Source organism: Micromonospora sp. NBRC 101691, from assembly GCF_030269285.1.
Lineage (GTDB): Bacteria > Actinomycetota > Actinomycetes > Mycobacteriales > Micromonosporaceae > Micromonospora > Micromonospora echinospora.
This window is the reverse complement of the sequence record NZ_BSTB01000011.1, coordinates 103,699-124,120: the sequence shown is the minus strand read 5'-3', so window position 1 is coordinate 124,120 and position 20,422 is coordinate 103,699. Positions and strand designations below refer to the sequence as shown.

The 20,422-nt window shown below is 73.1% G+C and carries 9 protein-coding genes and 1 pseudogene; 7 read left to right on the top strand and 3 right to left on the bottom strand.

What is annotated here, in order from left to right; translation table 11 throughout:
* Positions 1-248 precede the first annotated feature (248 nt).
* The 7 genes from QSK20_RS18265 (at position 249) to QSK20_RS18235 (ending at position 14,969) form a co-directional block, all read left to right on the top strand.
* Positions 249-1,325, top strand: coding sequence for a ketoacyl-ACP synthase III family protein (locus tag QSK20_RS18265; protein ID WP_285789795.1), 1,077 nt, complete (start codon positions 249-251; stop codon positions 1,323-1,325).
* A gap of 6 nt (positions 1,326-1,331) precedes the next feature.
* The gene (locus QSK20_RS18260; RefSeq protein WP_285789794.1) at positions 1,332-2,858 is read left to right on the top strand and encodes a peptide MFS transporter; all 1,527 of its coding nucleotides are present in this window, start codon (positions 1,332-1,334) and stop codon (positions 2,856-2,858) included.
* A gap of 13 nt (positions 2,859-2,871) precedes the next feature.
* Positions 2,872-3,120 carry a DUF5988 family protein gene (locus QSK20_RS18255; RefSeq protein ID WP_285789793.1) on the top strand — a complete coding sequence of 83 codons (249 nt, stop codon included), beginning with the start codon at positions 2,872-2,874 and terminating at the stop codon, positions 3,118-3,120.
* A gap of 84 nt (positions 3,121-3,204) precedes the next feature.
* Entirely contained in the window at positions 3,205-3,408 is a 204-nt protein-coding gene (locus tag QSK20_RS18250) for a DUF5957 family protein (protein ID WP_285789792.1), read from the top strand.
* 157 nt (positions 3,409-3,565) lie between these two features.
* A complete protein-coding gene (locus QSK20_RS18245; RefSeq protein WP_285789791.1) occupies positions 3,566-5,194 on the top strand; it encodes an FAD-dependent monooxygenase in 1,629 nt (542 codons plus the stop codon).
* Between the two features lie 236 nt (positions 5,195-5,430).
* On the top strand, positions 5,431-14,781 hold the full coding sequence (locus QSK20_RS18240; RefSeq protein WP_285789790.1) for a type I polyketide synthase: 9,351 nt from the start codon (positions 5,431-5,433) through the stop codon (positions 14,779-14,781).
* The gene (locus QSK20_RS18235) at positions 14,778-14,969 is read left to right on the top strand and encodes a hypothetical protein (protein WP_285789789.1); all 192 of its coding nucleotides are present in this window, start codon (positions 14,778-14,780) and stop codon (positions 14,967-14,969) included. The genes QSK20_RS18240 and QSK20_RS18235 overlap by 4 nt, the downstream gene beginning before the upstream one ends.
* Before the next feature lie 391 nt (positions 14,970-15,360).
* On the opposite strand, the gene QSK20_RS18230 is transcribed toward QSK20_RS18235, so the two are convergent.
* The 3 genes and pseudogenes from QSK20_RS18230 to QSK20_RS18220 form a co-directional block, all read right to left on the bottom strand.
* Positions 15,361-16,185 (bottom strand): AfsR/SARP family transcriptional regulator, encoded by an 825-nt coding sequence (locus QSK20_RS18230; RefSeq protein ID WP_285789896.1) that lies wholly within the window; start codon positions 16,183-16,185, stop codon positions 15,361-15,363.
* A 1,471-nt stretch (positions 16,186-17,656) separates the two neighbouring features.
* Positions 17,657-17,944: pseudogene (locus tag QSK20_RS18225) on the bottom strand (transposase); the annotation flags it as partial.
* 245 nt (positions 17,945-18,189) lie between these two features.
* Entirely contained in the window at positions 18,190-20,373 is a 2,184-nt protein-coding gene (locus tag QSK20_RS18220; RefSeq protein ID WP_285789788.1) for an MMPL family transporter, read from the bottom strand.
* Between the last annotated feature and the right edge of the window lie 49 nt (positions 20,374-20,422).

Here is a 20,422-nt window from a genome sequence, read left to right as displayed (position 1 = left end):
TCGCCGTACCACCGGGCGGCCGGCGGGCCGTCCGGGACGAGGGCCGGGCGGGACGCCCGGCGGTCCACCGGTGGCCGGAGGACCCCTGACCGGGGGCTCTCCGGCCACCGCCCGCCCGCATCCGGCCCCCGCGACCCGGGGACGCACGACACGGCCCAGGACTGGGCAGCGACGGAGTTTGGAGGCCGCACCATGACCGAGCGCCACCACCGGCGGCGGCTCGCCGGCAGCACCACGGGACCGTCGGCATGAGGGTCGAGAACCTCTACGTCGTCGGCACCGGGCGTCGCCTGCCCCCGGTGATGACGCTGGAGGAGGCCGAGCGGGCCGGGCACTGTGAGCGCCGGCAGGTCTGGCGTACCGAGGTGCAGTCGGTCTGCGTGAGCGAGGGCGAGTCCGGCCCGGAGATGGCCGCGCACGCGGCGCGGACCGCGCTCCGGCAGGCCGGGGCGCGGCCGGCGGAGATCGACCTGGTCCTGCACGCCAACACCTGGTACCAGGGGCACGACATGTGGGCCCCGGCCTCGTACGTGCAGCGCGAGGTGCTGGGGAACTCCTGCCCGGCCATCGAGGTGCGGCAGATGTCCAACGGCGGCCTCTGCGCGCTGGAGCTGGCGGTGAGCTACCTGCTCGGCGACCCGGCGCGGACCAGCGCGTTGGTCACCACCGGGGACCGGTTCTGCGCTCCCGGGTTCGACCGGTGGCGCAGCGATCCGGGCACCGTCTTCGGCGACGCCGGCACCGCCGTCGTCGTCTCCCGCCGACCCGGGTTCGCCCGGCTGCGCAGCATCGTCACGGTCGCCGACGCCGGGCTGGAGCAGATGCAGCGCGGGGTGGACCCGTTCGGCCCGGTCCCGTTCAGCGCCCGGGCATGCGTGGACGTGGAGAAGGTGCGGCAGGACTTCGTCCGGTCCAGCGGGCTCGACGGCATCCTCGACCGGATCGACCGGGGCCAGTCCGAGGCGATCGAGCGGGCCCTGGCCGACGCCGAGGTGAAGCTGGCGGACATCGACTGGTTCGTCCTGCCCAACCTCGGGCGCGGGCGGCTCAACGCCCACTTCCTGAACAAGTTCGCCATCGACCCCGACCGGACCACCTGGTCCTGGGGACGCCAGGTCGGCCACCTCGGCGCCGGCGACCAGATCGCCGGGCTGGGGCAGATCGTCGACTCGGGCGTCCTGCAACCCGGTCAGCGCTGCTTCCTCGCCGGTGTCGGCGCGGGGTTCACCTGGTCGTGCGCGGTGGTCGAGATGCTCCGCCGGCCACCCACCGCCAGCCGCCCGGCCACGACGGCCGGTCTCACCCGCACCGTCAGAAGGGGATGAGAGGCCATGACCTCGACAGCGACACCGCTCCCGCCCACCGAAAAGACCTTCCTCGGCCAGCCCCGCTGGTTCGGCACCCTCTTCGTCGTCGACATGTGGGAGCGGTTCAGCTTCTACGGGATGCTCGCCATCCTGGCGCTGTTCCTGGTCGCCTCCCCGGAGGACGGCGGCATGGGGATGTCCGAGGTGGACGCCGCCGCGCTCTTCGGCATGTACATGTCCCTGGTGTTCATGGCCGCCCTGCCGGGCGGCTGGCTCGCCGACCGGATCCTCGGCGCCCGACGCGCCACCCTCTGGGGCGGCGTCTTCATCACCGCCGGACACATCTTCCTCTCGGTGCCCGCGGAACCCACCCTCTACCTGGGGCTGGGCTGCATCATCATCGGCACCGGCCTGGTCAAGCCGAGCATGGCGGCGATGGTCGGCGACATGTACCAGGGCCAGCCGGAACGGCGGGAGGCGGCCTTCTCGCTGTTCTACATGAGCGTCCAGGTCAGCGCGCTGCTCGCCCCGCTGATCACCGGCTTCGCCGCCGAGAAGATCAACTGGCACCTGGGTTTCGGCATCGCCGCGTTCGGCATGGTCGTCGGCCTGATCCAGTACGTCGTCGGGATGCGCGGCCTCGGCGACGTCGGCTCCCGCCCGTCGAACCCCGCGCCCCCCGAGGTACGGTCCCGCGTCTGGCGGCGCTCGGCGATCTTCGGTGGCGTCCCGGCGCTGCTGGCCGTGCTCGGCGTGGCCAGCGGGGTGATCGCCCTCCAGCAGGTGCTGATGCTCCTCGGCCTGATGGTGCTCGGCGTGCCGGTGGTCTACTGGGTCCGGCTGAACCGCCGCCCGGAGATCCAGCCGTACCGGGTACGGCTACGGGCGTTCCTCTGGATGCTGATCGCCTCGGCGTTCTTCTGGATGCTCTACGCCCAGGGCCCCGCCCTGATGAACATCTTCGCCAAGGACTCGGTCGACCGGGACGTGTTCGGCTTCGAGGTGCCGGCGAGCTGGTTCCAGTCGGCGCAGCCGCTGTTCCTGCTGCTGCTCGCTCCCGCGTTCGCCGCGCTCTGGGTGCGGATGGGCTCCCGGGTGGCGGTGCCGCCGAAGTTCGTCGTCGGCATGCTCCTCGGCGGCGTCTCGTTCGTGATCATGGCTTTCGCCGCCTCGCTCGCCGAGAGCGGACCGGTCTCGCCGCTCTGGCTGCTGACCGTCTACCTGATCATCGTCTGCGGTGAGCTGGTGGTGGCGCCGGTCGGGCTCAGCCTGGCCGCCCAGGTCGCCCCGCCGGGCTTCTCCAGCCAGATGATCGGCCTGTTCTGGCTCTTCGCGGCGGTCGGCGCGGCCACCGGCGGGCAGCTCGCCGGGATCACCGCGGTGGTCTCCGACGCCACCTTCTACCTGGTGCTCGGCGGCATCGGGCTCGCCGTGGCGGCGGCCCTGGCGCTCTCCGTCCGTTCGCTGACGCGACGCCTCGCCGACGAGCCCGTACCGGACCAGCCGGCGACGACGCCGTCGCCGGCCGAGGGTGTGACATCCCTGAGCTGAACGGAGTGACGCCATGCCGACGGATCAACCGACCAGCATCCTGAACGGGAGCCAACCCAACGCCCTGCTACGGGGCGGACCGGGCCGCGCCGGCGAGGTCGCCGACCGGTACTGCCGCGCCGACGAGGCCGCCTCGACGGTGAAGCTCCGCAACGGCAACTGCTACGACCACTTCCGGGTCGCGCCCGACCGGATCGTCGACGGGCAGGGGCGCAGCCTGCGGCTGTTCACCTGGAGCCACCGCACCTACGTGGCGGAGTGACCGACGGGTTTCCCCGGCCCACCCCGGGGAACCCATAGGTAGAATCGCTATAGGTACCGACACGCCGAGGGTGGGAGGCAGCTCATGAGGACGCTGGTGGCAGTTCTGATCGGCCTCGTGGCCGGGTTCTTCGCCGGCCTGGTGATCGACCAGATCATCGGCGTCGTCGGCCTGCTCACCTCCGGCGACCCGGGCGGCTTCCGGTTCCTGCCGGTCGTCCTGGCCGTCCTCGGCGCGATCGTCGCGGTCCTCGTCGCCCGGCGGCGGACCACCCCACCCCACCGCTGAGCCGCACCGGCACACCCGCCTCGGGCGCCTCCCGTCACCGACGGGAGGCGCCCGTCGTCGTACCGGAAACGACCCCGTTGATCTCCAAGCGCGCTTCGAGCCGTCCTCCAAGCGGGGCTGCCAGGCTGGGCCGGCCGTCATCCGGGAGGAGTCACTCGTGTACGACGAGACAACACCAGTACTGATCGTCGGGGGTGGGGTGGTGGGGCTCTCCACCTCCCTGTTCCTGTCCGCGCACGGCGTCCGGTCGGTCCTCGTCGAACGCCACCCGGGCACCGCCATCCACCCCCGCGCCTGGGGCTGGTACCCGCGCACCCTGGAGCTGTACCGCTCGGTCGGGCTCACCGACGCGATCTACGCCGAGAGCGCCGGCTTCGCCGGGCACGTCCTCAACGGCAAGGTCGAGTCGCTGACCGGCCGGGAGATCCACATGTCGCGGATCCCCGACGAGGAGGACGTCAGCGACATCAGCCCGATCGAGCGGCTGGTCTCGCTCCCGCAGGACCGGATCGAACCGTTGGTCCTGGACCGGGCCCACGAGCTGGGCGCCGACATCCGCTTCGGCGTGGAGCTGGTCGATCTCGTCCAGGACGACGAGGGCGTCACCGCCACCGTGCAGGACCGGAAGACCGGGACCCGGCGGACCGTCCGGGCGGAGTACCTGGTCGCCGCGGACGGCACGCACAGCCCGATCCGGGAACGGCTCGGCATCCGGCGGCACGGCCGCGGCGTGGTCCGCCACCAGATGAGCATCCTGTTCCGCGCCGACCTCACCGGACCGCTCGCCGGTCGCCGGTTCGCCATCTGCCAGGTGGAGAACGACCGGGTCGAGGGCATCCTCGGACACGACGACTCGCTCGGCCAGGGCACCCTGATCGTCACCTACCACCCGGAGAAGGGCGAGCGCCCGGAGGACTTCACCGACGAGCGCTGCGTCGAGCTGGTCCGGGCGGCGGTGGGCGTACCGGACCTGGAGGTCGGGCTGCGCAGCGTCATGCCGTGGGAGATGGGCGCGCTGGTCGCCGAACGGTTCACCGACGGACGGATCCTCCTCGTCGGCGACGCCGCGCACGTGGTGCCGCCGGTCGGCGGATACGGCGCGAACACCGGCATCCACGACGCGCACAACCTGGCCTGGAAGCTGCACGCCGTGCTGACCGGGTCGGCCTCCCCCACGCTGCTGGCCACCTACGACGCCGAGCGCCACCCGGTCGGGGTGACCGTGATGACCCAGGCCGGACTCCGGCTGGCCACCCGGGGCGGGTTCGCCACCCCGGAGCAGAAGGCCGCCGTCCGGGACACCCTGATGGTGACCTTCGGCTACGTCTACGACTCGTCCGCCGTGGTCGCCGAGCCGGGCGACGCCGTCCCCGCCGCCCCGCCCGGGCCGGGCGGGGTCCGCACCGCCGCCCTGGTCGACCCACGCCAGCTCGGCGGCCGGCCCGGCACCCGCGCGCCGCACGTCTGGCTGCGCCGGGACGGGCAGCGGATCTCCACGCTGGACCTGTTCGGCCGCCGGCCGGCGCTGCTGCTCGGCTCGGCCGGCGAACCGTGGCGGGCCGCCGCGACGGCCGCCGCCAAGCGGCTCGGTGTCGACCTCGACGTCCACCGGATCGGCGCGGACCTGGTCGAGGACGACCGCCCCTGGCACGACACGTACGGCGTCGCCGCGCAGGGTGCGGTGCTCGTCCGACCGGACGGCTTCGTCTGCTGGCGTTCCCCGGCCGACGCGGAGCCCACCGAGTCCACCGTCGAACGCGTGCTGACCGCCCTCCTGCACCGCTGACCCACCGCACCGCACCGCCCCAGCCGGGCTGGGGTGGTAGCAGGGGCCCCTTGTTACCGCTTTTTGATGAGCAAGGGTCCCCTGCAACCACCTCAGCCCGGCCAGCCAGCCAGCCGTCCGGCAGAGCTTCGTGGCGTCGGGCGTGCGCAGCGTCGGCGCCCGTCGCGCACCCGCGCGGAGCGCCGCCCAGACGACACCGCCGCGCCTGTCAGAACCACCGCGCCCGGGAGGGAACCGTGAGCGAACCGCAGACCACCGTGGGTGAGGCACCCGTGGGGCGTACCGAACCCATAGCGATCGTCGGGCTCGCCTGCCGGCTCCCCAAGGCACCCGGCCCGGGCGCCTTCTGGGAGTTGCTGCGTGACGGGGTCGAGGCGGTCGGCGAGCCGCCGGCGGACCGGTGGCGGGACGTGGGCGAACCGCCGGTGGAGGTACGTCGGGCCGGTTTCCTGGACCGGGTCGACACCTTCGACGCGGCCTTCTTCGGTGTCAGTCCCCGCGAGGCCGCGGCGATGGACCCGCAGCAACGGCTGATGCTGGAGCTGAGCTGGGAGGTGCTGGAGGAGGCCCGGATCGTCCCCGCGTCGGTGCGGGACAGCCGCACCGGGGTCTTCGTCGGCGCGATCTGGGACGACTACGCGACGTTGTCCTACCGGGGCGGTCCGGAGGCGGTCTCCCCGCACACCGTGACCGGGGTGCACCGCAGCATCCTCGCCAACCGGGTCTCCCACCACCTCGGCCTGACCGGGCCGAGCATGACCGTCGACACCGGACAGTCGTCGTCGCTGGTGTCGGTGCAGTTGGCCTGCGAGAGCCTGCGCCGGGGCGAGTCCACCCTGGCCATCGCGGCCGGCGTGAACCTGATCATGGCTCCGGAGAGCACCACCGGCATGGCGCGGGCCGGGGCGCTCTCGCCCGACGGCCGCTGTCACACCTTCGACGCCCGCGCCAACGGCTACGTCCGGGGCGAGGGCGGCGCGGCCGTGCTGCTCAAGCCCCTGGCTCGGGCACTGGCCGACGGCGACCGGGTGCACGCGGTCATCCTCGGGGGCGCGGTCAACAACGACGGGGTGGCCGAGGGGCTGACCGTACCCAGCCGCGCGGCGCAGGAGGAGGTGCTGCGGCTGGCGTACGCCGACGCCGGCGTCGACCCGCTCGACGTGCAGTACGTCGAGTTGCACGGCACCGGCACCCGGGTCGGCGACCCGGTCGAGGCGGGCGCGCTGGGCCGCGTGCTCGGTGCGGGCCGCCCGGCCGACGCGCCGTTGCTGGTCGGCTCGGCCAAAACCAACGTCGGTCACCTGGAGGGAGCGGCCGGCGTCGTCGGGCTGCTCAAGGCGGTGCTCGCCCTGCGTCACCGGTTCCTCCCGGCCAGCCTGAACTTCACCACCCCCAACCCGGCCATCCCGCTGGACGAGCTGCGGCTACGGGTGCAGCAGCGGGCGGGCGACTGGCCGCGACCGGATGCGCCCCTGCTCGCCGGGGTCTCCTCGTTCGGCATCGGCGGCACCAACTGCCACCTGGTGCTCGCCGCCGCCCCGGGCCAGCCGGTCGGCGCGGAGTCGGCGAGCGGCGTGGCCGGTGGTTGCAGGGGGCCCTTCCTACCGTCTGGTGATGAGGAGGGGTCCCCTGCAACCACCTCTCCACCACCGACGACCGCCCCGGAGGTAACCGGGTCGACGGCCGAGGTGATCGCCTGGCCGCTCTCGGCACGGAGCGAGGGCGCCCTGCGCGAGCAGGCCGCCAACCTGGTCCGGCACCTGGACGCCCACCCCGACCTCGATCCGGTCGCGGTGGCGCACAGCCTGGCCACCACGCGGACCCGGTTCGACCACCGCGCCGTGGTGGTCGCCGGGGACGTCGCCGAGGCGCGGACGGCGCTGACCGCGCTGGCCGAGGGGCATCCCGACGGTGGGCTGGTAGCCGGCGCCGCCACTGGCGGAAAGGTGGTCTTCGCGTTTCCCGGGCAGGGCTCCCAGTGGGTCGGCATGGCGCTGGGACTGCTCGACACCCACCCCGTCTTCACCGCGCAGTTGCGTGGCTGCGCCGAGGCGCTCGCCCCGTACACCGACTGGAACCTCCTCGACGTGCTGCGCGGCGCACCGGACGCCCCGCCGCTGGACCGCGTGGACGTGCTCCAGCCGGCACTCTGGGCGATGATCATCTCGTTGGCGGAGACGTGGCGGGGACACGGCGTCGAACCGGACGCGGTGATCGGCCACAGCCAGGGCGAGATCGCCGCCGCGTACGTCGCCGGGGCGCTCACCCTCGACGAGTCGGCGCGGATCGTGGCCCGTCGCGCCCAGGCGATCACCGCGATCTCCGGCACCGGGGGCATGGTCTCCGTGCCGCTGCCGCCCGACCAGGTCGACCTGACCCCGTGGGCGGGACGGCTGCACGTCGGCGCACTGAACGGGCCGTACTCCACGGTGGTCTCCGGCGACCTGGACGCCCTCGACGAGATCACCGCCGCGCACGCCGAGCGGGGGATCACCTGCCGCCGCGTCAACATCGACTACGCCTCGCACACCCACCATGTCGAGCCGCTGCGCGAGCGGTGGGACGAGATGCTCGGTGAGCTGCGGCCGACCGTCGCCCGGATCCCGTTCTGGTCCACGGTGACCGCCGGCCCGGTCGACGGCACCGCCCTGACCGCCGCCTACTGGTACGGGAACCTGCGCAACCCGGTCCGCCTCGACGAGACCGTCCGGGCGCTGGCCGCCACCGGGCACACCCACTTCGTGGAGCCCAGCCCGCACCCGGTGCTGACCGTCGGCATCCAGGACAGCCTGGACTCGACCGACGTCGTCGGCACCACCACCGGCACCCTCCGGCGCGGCGACGGCGGCCCGCGCCGGCTGCTGCTCTCGCTGTCCACCGTGCACACCCGCACCGGGCGGGCGCAGGCCCTCACCGTCGACCCGGGATCCGTTCCGCACGGCACGGTCGACCTGCCCACGTACCCGTTCCAGCGGGAGCCGTACTGGATCGCCACCGGACCGGCGCGGACCGGGCCCGCGCCGGCCGGCGCGGCGCACCCGGTCCGGGACGCGGAGCCCGTCCGGGCCGCGCGGCCCGGCCTGACCGGCACCCTGGCCGAACGACTCGTCCTGCTGCCCGGACCCGAGCGGTCCCGGCTGACGCTCGACCTGGTCCGCAAGAACGCCGCGGCGGTGCTCGGACACGCCTCCGACACCGCGATCGGCGTCGACGTGACCTTCCGGGACCTGGGCTTCGACTCGGTGCTCTCGCTGGAGCTGCGCAACCGGCTCGCGGCGGCCACCGGGCTGCGGCTCGCCTCCGGGCTGCTGTTCAACCACCCGACCCCGACCGCTCTCGCCGGGCACCTGCGTGACGAACTGGTCGGCGCGGGCGACGACGCGGCGGCCGGCCGGGCGGGCGCGGACCCGGACGAGCCGATCGCCGTGGTCGCCGTCGGCTGCCGCTATCCCGGCGACGTCCGGTCGTCGGAGGACCTGTGGCGGCTGGTCGCCGGGGGCGTCGACGCGATCGGCGAGTTCCCCGCCAACCGGGGCTGGGACCTGGAGGGACTGTTCGACCCGGAGCCCGGCGCGCCCGGGAAGTCGTACGCCCGGCACGGTGGCTTCCTGCACCGGGCCGACGAGTTCGACGAGGAGTTCTTCGGGATCAGCCCGCGCGAGGCCGCCGCGATGGACCCGCAGCAGCGGTTGCTGCTGGAGACCTCGTGGGAGGCGTTCGAGCGGGCCGGCATCGACCCGACCACGCTGCGCGGCAGCCGCACCGGCGTCTTCGTGGGGCTGATGTCCCAGGAGTACGGGCCACGGCTCTACGAGACGTCGGCCGGCTCCGACGGGTACCGGCTCACCGGCAGCACCGCCAGCGTCGCCTCCGGGCGGATCTCGTACGTGTTCGGCTTCGAGGGCCCGACGTTCACGGTGGACACCGCCTGCTCGTCGTCGCTGGTGGCGATCCACCTCGCGGTGCAGTCGCTGCGCCGGGGCGAGAGCACCCTGGCGGTGGCCGGCGGGGCGTGCGTGATGTCCTCGCCGGGCATCTTCGTCGAGTTCAGCCGGCAGCGCGGGCTCGCGCCGGACGGCCGCTGCAAGGCCTTCGGGGCCGGGGCGGACGGCACCGGCTGGGCCGAGGGCGCCGGGGTGCTGCTGCTGGAGCGGCTTTCCGACGCCCGCCGCAACGGCCACCGGGTGCTCGCGGTGATCCGGGGCAGCGCGATCAACTCCGACGGGGCCAGCAACGGGCTCACCGCCCCGAACGGCCCGTCCCAGGAACGGCTGATCCGGGACGCGCTGGCCGACGCCGGCCTCTCCCCCGCCGAGGTGGACGCCGTCGAGGCGCACGGCACCGGCACCCAGCTCGGCGACCCGATCGAGGCCGGCGCGCTGCTCGCCACGTACGGGCAGGACCGACCGGCGGACCGGCCGGTCCGGCTTGGCTCGCTGAAGTCGAACATCGGGCACAGCCAGGCGGCGGCCGGGGTGGGCGGCGTGATCAAGATGATCGAGGCGCTCCGGCACGACCTGCTCCCGCCCACCCTGCACGCGGCCGAGCCCTCGCCGCACGTGGACTGGTCCTCCGGCGCGGTCAGCGTGCTCACCGAGGCGGTGCCGTGGCCGCGCGGCGGGCGTCCCCGCCGGGGCGCGGTCTCCTCGTTCGGCATCAGCGGCACCAACGCGCACGTGATCCTGGAGGAGGCCCCGGCCGACCTCGACACCGGCCCGACGGGCGGCGACGCCGACCCGGCCGCCCCGGTCGACGCGGTGGTCGCCCTACCGCTGTCGGCACGCGGCCCGGCCGCCCTGCGCGAGCAGGCCGCCAACCTGGCCCGACACCTCGACGCCCATCCCGACCTCGACCCGGCGGCGGTCGCGCACACCCTGGCCACCACCCGGGCCCGGTTCGACCACCGGGCGGTCGTGGTCGCCGCCGGCCGGGAGGCGACCCGCGAGGCGCTCGCCGCCCTCGCCGAGGGCCGGTCCGCGCCGAACCTGGTCACCGGCGCCCCGACCGAGGGCAGGACCGTCTTCGTCTTCCCCGGGCAGGGCTCCCAGTGGGTCGGCATGGCGCTGGGACTGCTCGACACCCACCCGGTCTTCACCGCGCAGTTGCGTGGCTGCGCCGAGGCGCTCGCCCCGTACACCGACTGGAACCTCCTCGACGTGCTGCGCGGCGAACCGGGCACCCCGCCGCTGGACCGGGTGGACGTCATCCAACCCGTCCTCTGGGCCATGATGATCTCCCTCGCCGAGACCTGGCGGGCGCACGGCGTCGAACCGGACGCGGTGATCGGCCACAGCCAGGGCGAGATCGCCGCCGCGTACGTCGCCGGGGCGCTCACCCTCGACGACTCGGCACGGGTCGTGGCTCGTCGGTCGCAGGCGATCACCGCGTTGGCCGGCACCGGGGGCATGGTCTCCGTGCCGCTGCCGGTGGAGGAGGTCGACCTGTCCCCCTGGACGGGGCGGATCCACGTCGCGGCGATCAACGGGCCGTACTCCACGGTGGTGGCCGGCGAGGCCGCCGCCCTGGAGGACCTGGTCGCGAGCTTCCAGGGCCGGGACGTCAACGCCCGCCGGATCGACGTCGACTACGCCTCGCACACCCCGTTCGTGGAGCCGATCCGCGAGCAGGTGCACGAACTGCTCGGCGAGATCCGGCCCCGGGCCGCGCGGATCCCGTTCTGGTCCACGTACACCGGCGGGCTGCTCGACACCACCGAGTTGGGCACCGGGTACTGGTTCCAGAACCTGCGTAACACCGTCCGGTTCGCCGAGACCGTCCGGGCGCTGGCCGCCGCCGGGCACACCCACTTCGTCGAGGCCAGCCCGCACCCGGTGCTCACCATCGGCGTCCAGGACACCCTGGACGCCGCCGACCACCCGGGCACCACCACCGGGACGTTGAAGCGCGGCGAGGGCACCGCCGCCCGACTGCTGCTCTCCCTGGCCCACGTGCACACCCACACCGGGCACCGGCCCCGGCTGGTCGCCGACCCGACGTCCGGGCCGCGCGGCACGGTCGCCCTGCCCACGTACCCGTTCCAACCGCACCGGCACTGGCTCGCCGCGCCCGCCGGGCCGGCACCGGACCGGACCGGGGGGCACCGGTTCCTGGACGCCGAGATCGACCTGGCCGGCGACGCGGGGGTGCTGCTCTCCGGCCGGCTGTCCCGGCGCGCGCATCCCTGGCTCGCCGACCACGCGGTACGCGACACCGTCCTGCTGCCCGGCACCGCCCTGGTCGACCTGGCCTCGTACGCCGCCGACCGGGCCGGCTGCGGCGCGGTCGACGACCTGGTCCTGGAGGCGCCGCTGGTGCTGCCGGCCACCGGTGGGGTGGAGATCCAGGTCAGCGTCTCCCCCGGCGACGAGCCGGAGCGGCGGGCCGTGACCATCCACTCCCGGCCGGCGACCGGGGAGGCGGACACCGACCGGACCTGGGTCCGGCACGCCTCCGGAACCCTCATCGAGGCCGGATCGGGCGAGGGGCCACGCCTGGACGAGTGGCCTCCGGCGGGAGCCACCCCGTGGGACCTGACGGACGCCTACCCCCGGCTGGCCGACGCCGGCTACCGGTACGGGCCGACGTTCCGGGGCCTGCACCGGGCCTGGCGGGACGGCGACGACCTCTACGCCGAGGTACGGCTCGCCGACGACCAGCCGGTCACCGGCTTCCACGTGCACCCGGCACTGCTCGACGCGGCACTGCACCCCCTCGTGTCGGTCCTGCTCGACGGGGACACCCGGGCCGGGATCGCCCTGCCGTTCGCGTGGAGCGGGGTGCGGGTGCACGCCGTGGAGGCGACCGCGCTGCGGGTGCACGTCCGGCGCACCGGGGAGCGGAGCGCGGCGCTGACCCTGACCGACGAGTCCGGCTCGCCGGTCGCCGAGGTGGAGTCGCTGACCCTGCAACCCGCCGCCCCCGGTCAGCTCACCGCCACGGCGGCGCACCGGGACTCGCTGCTGGAGCTGGCCTGGACCGAGGTGACCGCACCACCGGCCGCCGTAGCCACGCGGCTGGCGGCGCTCGGCGAGAGCGACCTGGACGCGGTCGGCGCGACGGTCCACCCCGACCTGGCCGCGCTGCTCGCCTCGGTGGAGGCCGGGGCACCGGTGCCGGACGTGGTGGTGGCGACCGCCGGGGCCCCGGAGCCGGAGATGGTGCCGGCGACCCACTCGGCGGTCACCGCCACGCTGGACCTGCTCCAGCAGTGGCTGGCCAGTGACCGGCTGGACGCCTCCCGCCTGGTGCTGACCACGTTCCGGGCGGTCGCCGCCGATCCGGGCGAGCCGGTCCGGGACCCGACGACCACGGCGGTGTGGGGGCTCGTGCGCTCCGCGCAGACCGAGCACCCCGGCCGGTTCGTGCTGGTCGACCTGGACACCCCGTCGCACCTGCGGGTTCCCGCCGCGGTCGCCACCGCCGAGCCGCAGGTGGCGGTCCGGGGGGACGCGCTGCGGGTACCCCGGCTGGCCCGCGCCGGCACCGAACAGGACCTGGTCGTGCCGGAGACGTCGGACTGGCGGCTGCTGGCCGAACCGCGCGGCACCATCGACAACCTGGCCCTGGTCGGACCCGCCGGGACGGACCGTCCACTGGGCGAGAGGGAGGTCCGGATCGCGGTCCGGGCCGCCGGCCTGAACTTCCGCGACGTACTGATCACCCTCGACATGTATCCGGGCGCGGCGACGATGGGCTGCGAGGCGGCCGGGGTGGTCGTCGAGGTCGGCGCGGGCGTGACCGACCTGGCCCCCGGCGACCGGGTGACGGGCCTCTTCCCCGACGGGGCCTTCGGTCCGGTCGCGGTGGCCGACCACCGGCTGCTCACCCGCATCCCGGCGGGCTGGACCTTCGCGCTCGCCGCCAGCGTGCCGACGGTCTTCCTCACCGCCTGGTACGGGCTGGTCGACCTGGCCGGCCTGCGGGCTGGCGAGCGGGTGCTGATCCACGCTGCCACCGGTGGGGTCGGCATGGCGGCGGTGCAGGTCGCCCGGCACCTGGGCGCCGAGGTCTTCGCCACGGCCAGCCCGGCCAAGTGGGACACGCTGGTGGAGGCCGGCTTCGACGACGCGCACATCGCCAACTCCCGCACGCTGGACTTCGAGCAGTGGTTCGCCGACGCGACCGGGCAGGAGGGCGTGGACGTGGTGCTCAACTCGCTGGCCGGCGAGTTCACCGACGCCTCGCTGCGGCTGTTGCCCCGGGGTGGCCGGTTCGTCGAGATGGGCAAGACCGACATCCGTCCGGCCGAGCGGGTCGCCACCGACCACCCGGGGGTCACGTACCGGTTCTTCGACCTGCTGACCGTGGACCCGGACCGGATCCGGGCGATGTTCGCCGCCCTGATGGACCTCTTCGGCTCCGGCGTGCTGGAGCCGAGCCCGGTCACCACCTGGCCGATCGACCGGGCCCCGGCGGCCTTCCGCCACCTCCAGCAGGCCCGGCACGTGGGCAAGCTCGTGCTGACCCTGCCCGGCGGCCTCGACCCGGAGGGCACCGTCCTGATCACCGGCGGCACCGGCACGCTGGGGCGGCTGTTGGCCCGGCACCTGGTCACCCGGCACGCCGTCCGGCACCTGCTGCTGACCGGCCGGCGCGGCCGGGACGCCGACGGGGTGGCCGAGCTGGAGAAGGAACTCGCCGGGCTGGGCGCGGAGGTGACCGTGGCGGCCTGCGACGTGGCCGACCGGGACGCGCTGGCGCAGGTGCTCGACGAGGTACCGGTGGCGCACCCGCTCACCGCGGTCGTGCACACCGCCGGCCTGCTCGACGACGCCACGGTCGAGGCGCTCACCCCGGAACAGGTGACGCGGGTCCTGCGGCCCAAGGTGGACGGCGCCTGGCACCTGCACGACCTGACCCGGGACCTGCCGCTGGACGCCTTCGTGCTCTTCTCCTCGGTCGCCGGGACGATCGGGCTGGCCGGTCAGGGCAACTACGCCGCCGCGAACGCGTTCCTCGACGGGCTGGCCGCGCTGCGCCGGTCCGCCGGCCGCACCGCCACCTCGCTGGCCTGGGGCCTGTGGGCCGAGTCCAGCGGGATGACCGGGCACCTCGCCGAGGCCGACCTGGCCCGGATGAGCCGGGCCGGAGTCGCCGGACTGTCCAACGAGGAGGGCCTTACCCTCTTCGACCTGGCCGTCACCCGCGACCAGGCCCACCTGGTGCCGGTTCGACTGGACCGGGCCGCGCTGCGGGGCCGGACGGACCGGGACACCGTCCCCGGGATGTTCCGTGACCTCGTCCCGCCGCCCGGACGGCGGGTCGTCGAGCGGGTCACGCGTGGCGCGGCGTCGTCCTCCTCCTGGGCCGACCAGCTCGCCCAGCTGCCCGAGGAGCGCCGGCACGACGCCCTGGTCCGGCTCTTGAGCACCGAGGTCGCGTCGGTCCTGGGCCGCAGCGGCGGGATCGACCACGGCCAGACGTTCCGCGACCTCGGTTTCGACTCGCTCGCCTCGGTGGAGCTGCGTAACCGGCTCCGGACCGCCACCGGGCTCAGGTTGCCCGCCGGGGTGGTCTTCGAGTACCCCCGGGTGGGCGAGCTGGCGGAGGTCCTGCTCGACCAGGTGCTGGAGGCGGGGAAGGCGTGACCCTCGGGGCCGCCGGTGGCGGCGGCACCGCGTCGGGCCGGTACGTCCCGCCGGCCCGTGGTGCCACCGTCACCGGCGGCCCCGTTCCAGGTCCGCCCGCCCCCGCCGACCCGGTGCCCGGTGGCCCGCCCGCCGGTCTGACGCCCGGTGGCCGGCGCGCCGACGCCGCCCGGCACGGATGGTTGTGAGCCCCGATCCGCGCCCGGCCGGCTCCGCACCCTGGGTTCGTCTCGGGCCGACCCCGCCGTCGGGTTCGGCCCGCCCGGCTCCGGCCGGGCCCGCCCGGCACACCGGTCCGGTGGCGGCCACCGGCGGCCCGCGCCCGCGCGACCGTCCGGCTCGACCTACGGCCGGTGCGGCTGGCGCCCGCGCGCCACCGACACGAAGGGACCGCCCGGGTGCCGGCTGGCCGCGCGCTCTGCGCGGCACCGGTCACTCGGACGGTCCGACGTTCGCGGCCCGGACCGGGGGTCCGGCCGGGCGCCTGCGGATCCCGGGGTGGGTCACCGCCCACCGTCCGGTCCCGGCAGCGGCCGCGACCCGGGGCGGGGCGCGGCCGCTGCCGAGCGTCCTACTGCACTACTGCACCGCCCCGACCTGCCGGTGTTCCAGACGTCGCTGCCGGGGGATGGACATGGCCAGGGACTCCAGGCCGATCGGCGGCGGACCGGCCTCGCTGAGACTCGGGTCGCCCTCGAGGATGGCCCGGTGCAACCGTTGCAGGTCGCCCGAGGGGTCCACCCCCAGCTCGGCCACCAGGGCCTTGCGTGCCCCCTGGTAGACGCCGAGCGCCTCGGAGCGGCGCCCCGCCCGGTAGAGCGCGAGCATCAGCTTGGCCTGGAACCCCTCGTGGGTGGGCTGCCGGGCGGAGAGCCCGACCAGCTCGCTGAGGAGTTCGTGGTGCCGCCCCAGCAGCAGATCCGCCTCGATGCGCAGTTCCAGGGCGCTCTTGCTCATCTCCTCCAGCCGCAGCACCTCCACCTGGAGGATCGGCCCCGGCGTGACGTCCACCAACGCCGGCCCCCGCCAGAGCGCCAACGCCTCCCGGAGGATCCGGGCCGCGGTCTCCGTCCGGCCGGACTCGAGCGCGGCGCGGCCCTGGGCGACGAGTTGCTCGAAGCGCAGCGAGTCGAGCGCCTCGGGAGCGAGCGAGAGCATGTACCCGCCGGCGAACGTCCGCAGATCCGACCCGGACACGGAACCCGCGCCGACCGACTGCGGGACGAGCGCCCGTTGCAGGTGTTTACGGAGTTGGTAGACGTAGGTCTGCAGGGTGGTGGTGACACTGGTGGGCGGACTGTTCTCCCACAGTTCTTCGATGATCTGTTCGTTGCGGACGACGCGATTGGCACAAATTGCGAGAAGCGCAAGCACCCGACGCGGTTTTGGCGCCGTTGGCGTCATATCCATTTGGCCGACATGAACCGACAAGGGACCGAGCACGTTGATCTGCAATGCTGTCACATCCTTCTCTACGCCCTTGGGCCCCGACCCGAATAGTGCCAGCGCAATTCCTGAACGCATTCAGGACCACATCATCGTCAGGCAATCCCCCTCACACAAACCCGCCTGACGGCTTATGGGCGCGACAATACGTGAGCCGTGCGTTACCACACGTAACGCTGGGCACCGATACGCACAGTGGAATTCGCAGCGACGGGGCGCCCCCCAGCTGCCGCGTCTTGCCATCGTTACTCAGTGAGACATGGAGGTAACTCAAGGTGACACTAGCAGCCCCCCAGCTCCGACGGTCAACCATTGACTGAATCATCGATTGTCGAATCAAATATTTCCCGGTGCGGCAACACCGGCCCACCCTGATCAACTAATCGATGCATGCCTCTGTTCATCACTATGCCCCATTGCTGGTTGCCGCACAAGCATGCACAGAAACCAAGAAGCTTTCGAGCGGGCTTCGAGGCAACCGTGCATTGTTGGGTCAGGCTTCACAGGATGTAGTGAAATTGTGCGCGGCGACTCCGGGCCGGAGCAACCTCAATTACACCTGTCGGCGGGGCGGCGCCACCATCAGAAATCAGTCACCGAGGGAGCGTTTGCGCTGATCATGAGGGCACGCCGGGAGTTGCACCGGAGGCGCCCGGCACCCCCGGTCGGGCCGTCGGCTCCACCGGCGACGAGCAACCGGTCCGATCCTGGGCGTATACGATCGGTAGTGTTCGATCCTGACGGTCAGGGCCCTTAGGTCATGTATCGGGAAGATAAAGCTGTCAGCTGGCTGACACTGGAGCGGTCGCCACCCATCGGAACACTGCCCACCCGGCACGACATACCGCCCGGTAGCCTCGGCCGCGGCACGTCGGAAACCCGGGAGCACCTGGTGATAGCAGGATCTGAGCGTCCAAAAAGTACATCGAACTACATACGAGGCGGAGCAGGTGGGACCGATCCGGAGTGCCGCCCCAGCCTCCTCGCTCCCGCCCGCGGAGTCACCCCGCCGGACGGATGACACCGGAGACCCACCGGCTCGAAGTGACACACCGTCGGCACCGGCCCGACTCAGCCGACCGGGGCACCCTCTGCCGCACCGCACCCGGCACAGGCATGGCCAGGCACCCAACCCATGAATGGGCATTCCTGGAAAACCTCTGGACACTTTCTGGACGTGCAACGGTGAGCGGAACGTCAGCGGTCGAACACGGATCCGTACGGACGCCGGGAAAAGCAGAACGGCCGGCTCCACACCGGCCGTCCAACATAGAACCGACGAACACGCCGAACAGCGCAGGCGGCCACGACCATCCGGGCCACCACACCGGACCATAGTCCAAAATGGATGGTACTAACGGGATGGTCGTGGCGCGGATCGACAACGCGTTGATCACAGGAGTCGACGCTGCTGGTCCAGTTGTGAGGCGAAGAAGGCACTGGCCGCCGTCAGTATCTCGTTCACCCGGCGGAGTTCGGCGTTCTCGGCCCGGAGCCGATGCAACTCCTCCGCCTCGGTCTCCGACAGGCGCTCGGCGCGGGGGTCTGGTCGCTCGCCACGCTCGATCTCGTCCTGCCGGATCCAGGTCCGCAGCGCCTCCGGGTGAACGTCGAGGTCCCGGGCGAGCTGCACGATCGGGGGCCGTGGATCGGATCCCCGCCACTGCTCGACCGCGCGGATCCGCAGCTCGTCCGGATACTTCTTGGGCGGCGCCATGAGCGTCCCTCCCTCTCGTGCTTCCCGCGGCTCCGCACCGCGCCCGCCTGCAGATCCCCGTGAGCGGTCCAACCGGCATCGGTTGGACCGCCTGCGACGCGGATCATCGGGGTGAGCCGCGTGCGACTGACTGACCATGTGCTGTGTACGAGTACTCCGGCCGTGCCCCGGAGGCCCGACCGGTCCGGCGACGACCGCCACCGGCTCCGCCGTGGGCCCGGCCGGGCCCACGGCGGCCGTCGTCGTCAGACCCCGACGGGCTGCCGCTCCTCCTCGCGGGCCTCCTCGACGGCACCGCTGTGCTCAAGGGCGACCCTGGGCAACGCCCGCTGCAGGAAACGGGGCAGCCACCAGGCCTTCTTGCCGAAGATCTGCATCACGGCGGGCAGGATCAGGCAGCCGATGAGCAGGGCGTCGGCGAGGATGGCGACCGCGAGCCCGAGCCCGAACTGCTGGAGCATGCGGGTGGGGCTGAGCATGAAGGCGGCGAAGACCACCACCATGATCGCACCGGCCGCGGTGACCACCTTCCCGGTCGTCGCGATCCCCTCGCGAACCGCCTCCGTCGGGTCCTTGCTCCGCTCCCACTCCTCGTGCATCCGGGAGAGGAGGAAGACCTGGTAGTCCATGGAGAGACCGAAGGCCACCGCGAAGATCATGACCGGTACGTACGCCTCGATCGGCCCCGGCTCGACGCCGAGGCGTCCGTCCTGGAAGACCAGCGTCATGATGCCCAGCGCCACGCCCACGCTGAGCACGTTGAGCACCGAGGCGATGAGCGGGATCAGCAGCGACCGGAAGACCAGGATGAGCAGGAGCGTGGAGAGACCGACCACGACGAGCACGAAGATCGGCATCTTCGCGGCCACCGCCTCGGAGAAGTCGACCGTGGCGGCCGTGCTGCCACCGATCAGGTACCGCGCGCCGGTCTCCTCGGCCACCGGCGGCAGCACGTTCTCCCGGAGCCGGTCGACCAGGTCCATGGTCGCCTGGTCCTGCGGCTTCGACTCGGGCAGCACGATGATCAGGGAGAGGTTCTCACCGATCGTGTTCGGCGGTACGGCGGTGGCCACACCCTCGGTCGCGGCGATGGCGCTCTGGGCGCGGGTCGCGTCCTCCGGGGTGCCGTCGGCGAGCACGATCAGCGGCCCGTTGAAGCCCGGGCCGAAGCCCTCGGCCAGCAGGTCGTACGCCTGGCGGCTGTGGGTGGACTCCGGATCGTTGCCGGCGTCGGCGAAGCCCAGGTTCATGTTGACCACCGGCACCATGAGCGCCACCAGGACGCCCAGCGGCACAAGCGCGTTCACCCAGCGGTACTTCTGCACCCAGGTCACCCAGCGCCGCCACTGCGTCCCCTCGGCGGCCTTGCCCTTGGCGAGCCGCTTCTGCACGCCCTTCTCGATCCGGCCACCGACGAGGGACAGCAGCGCCGGGAGCAGGGTGAGCGAGGAGAGCATGGTGACCAGGACGGTCATCGCGACGGCCACCGCGACCCCCTGGAGGGAGCCGAGACCCAGCACGACCAGGCCGATCAGCGCCAGGATGACGGTGCAGCCGGCGAAGAAGACCGTCCGACCGGCGGTGTCCTGCGCGTTGATCGCGGCCTGCCGCCGTTCGACGCCCTTGAGCAGCTCGGAGCGGTACCGCGAGAAGATCAACAGGGCGTAGTCGATGCCGACGCCGAGACCGACGAGCATCATCAGCGGCGCGGTGAAGTCGGCGATGGTCGCCACGTGCGAGGCCAGCCCGATCAGGCCGATCGCCGAGCCCACGGCGAAGATGGCGATCACCAGCGGCAGGCTGGCCGCCACGATCGAGCCGAACAGGATCACCATGATGACGAGCGCGGCGAGCATGCCGGCGAACTCGGCGCCGCCGCCACCGCCCTCCTGCGCCGCGCGGATCGGGGCGCCGCCGAGTTCGACCCGGAGTCCCTCGCCCTCGGCCGCGTCGGCGGTGTCCATGATCTTGCGGACGTCGTCGGCCGGCACGTCGGCGGACTGACCGTCGAGCGCGACGGTGGCGTACCCGATGGTGCCCTGCTCCGAGATGCCGAAGCCCTCGTACGGGCTCTGCACGCCGGCGACGTGGGGCAGCTCCTTGACCTTGGCGAGCATCGACTCGACCCGGACCTGGGTGCCGGGGTCACGCAGACCGGCCTCGCGCTCGAAGACGACCTGGATCGACTCGCCGGACTGCACCGGCGCCCGCTCCTCGAGCAGGTCCAGCGACTTCTGCGAGTCGGTGCCCGGCAGGGAGAAGTCGTTGCGGTAGTCACTGCCCACGGCCTGGGCCGCGACGGTGACGCCGGCCAGCACGAGCACCCAGAGCACGACGGCGATCCAGCGGCGCCGGTACGCCCAGCCGCCCAGCCGTTCGAAGACACTCGGGCGCCGCGTCGGCGGGGCTGCGGCGGTTGTTCTGGTCATCAGTGCTCGACCTCCTGAGACTCACGCTCAGATAGATAGCTTGTCTACT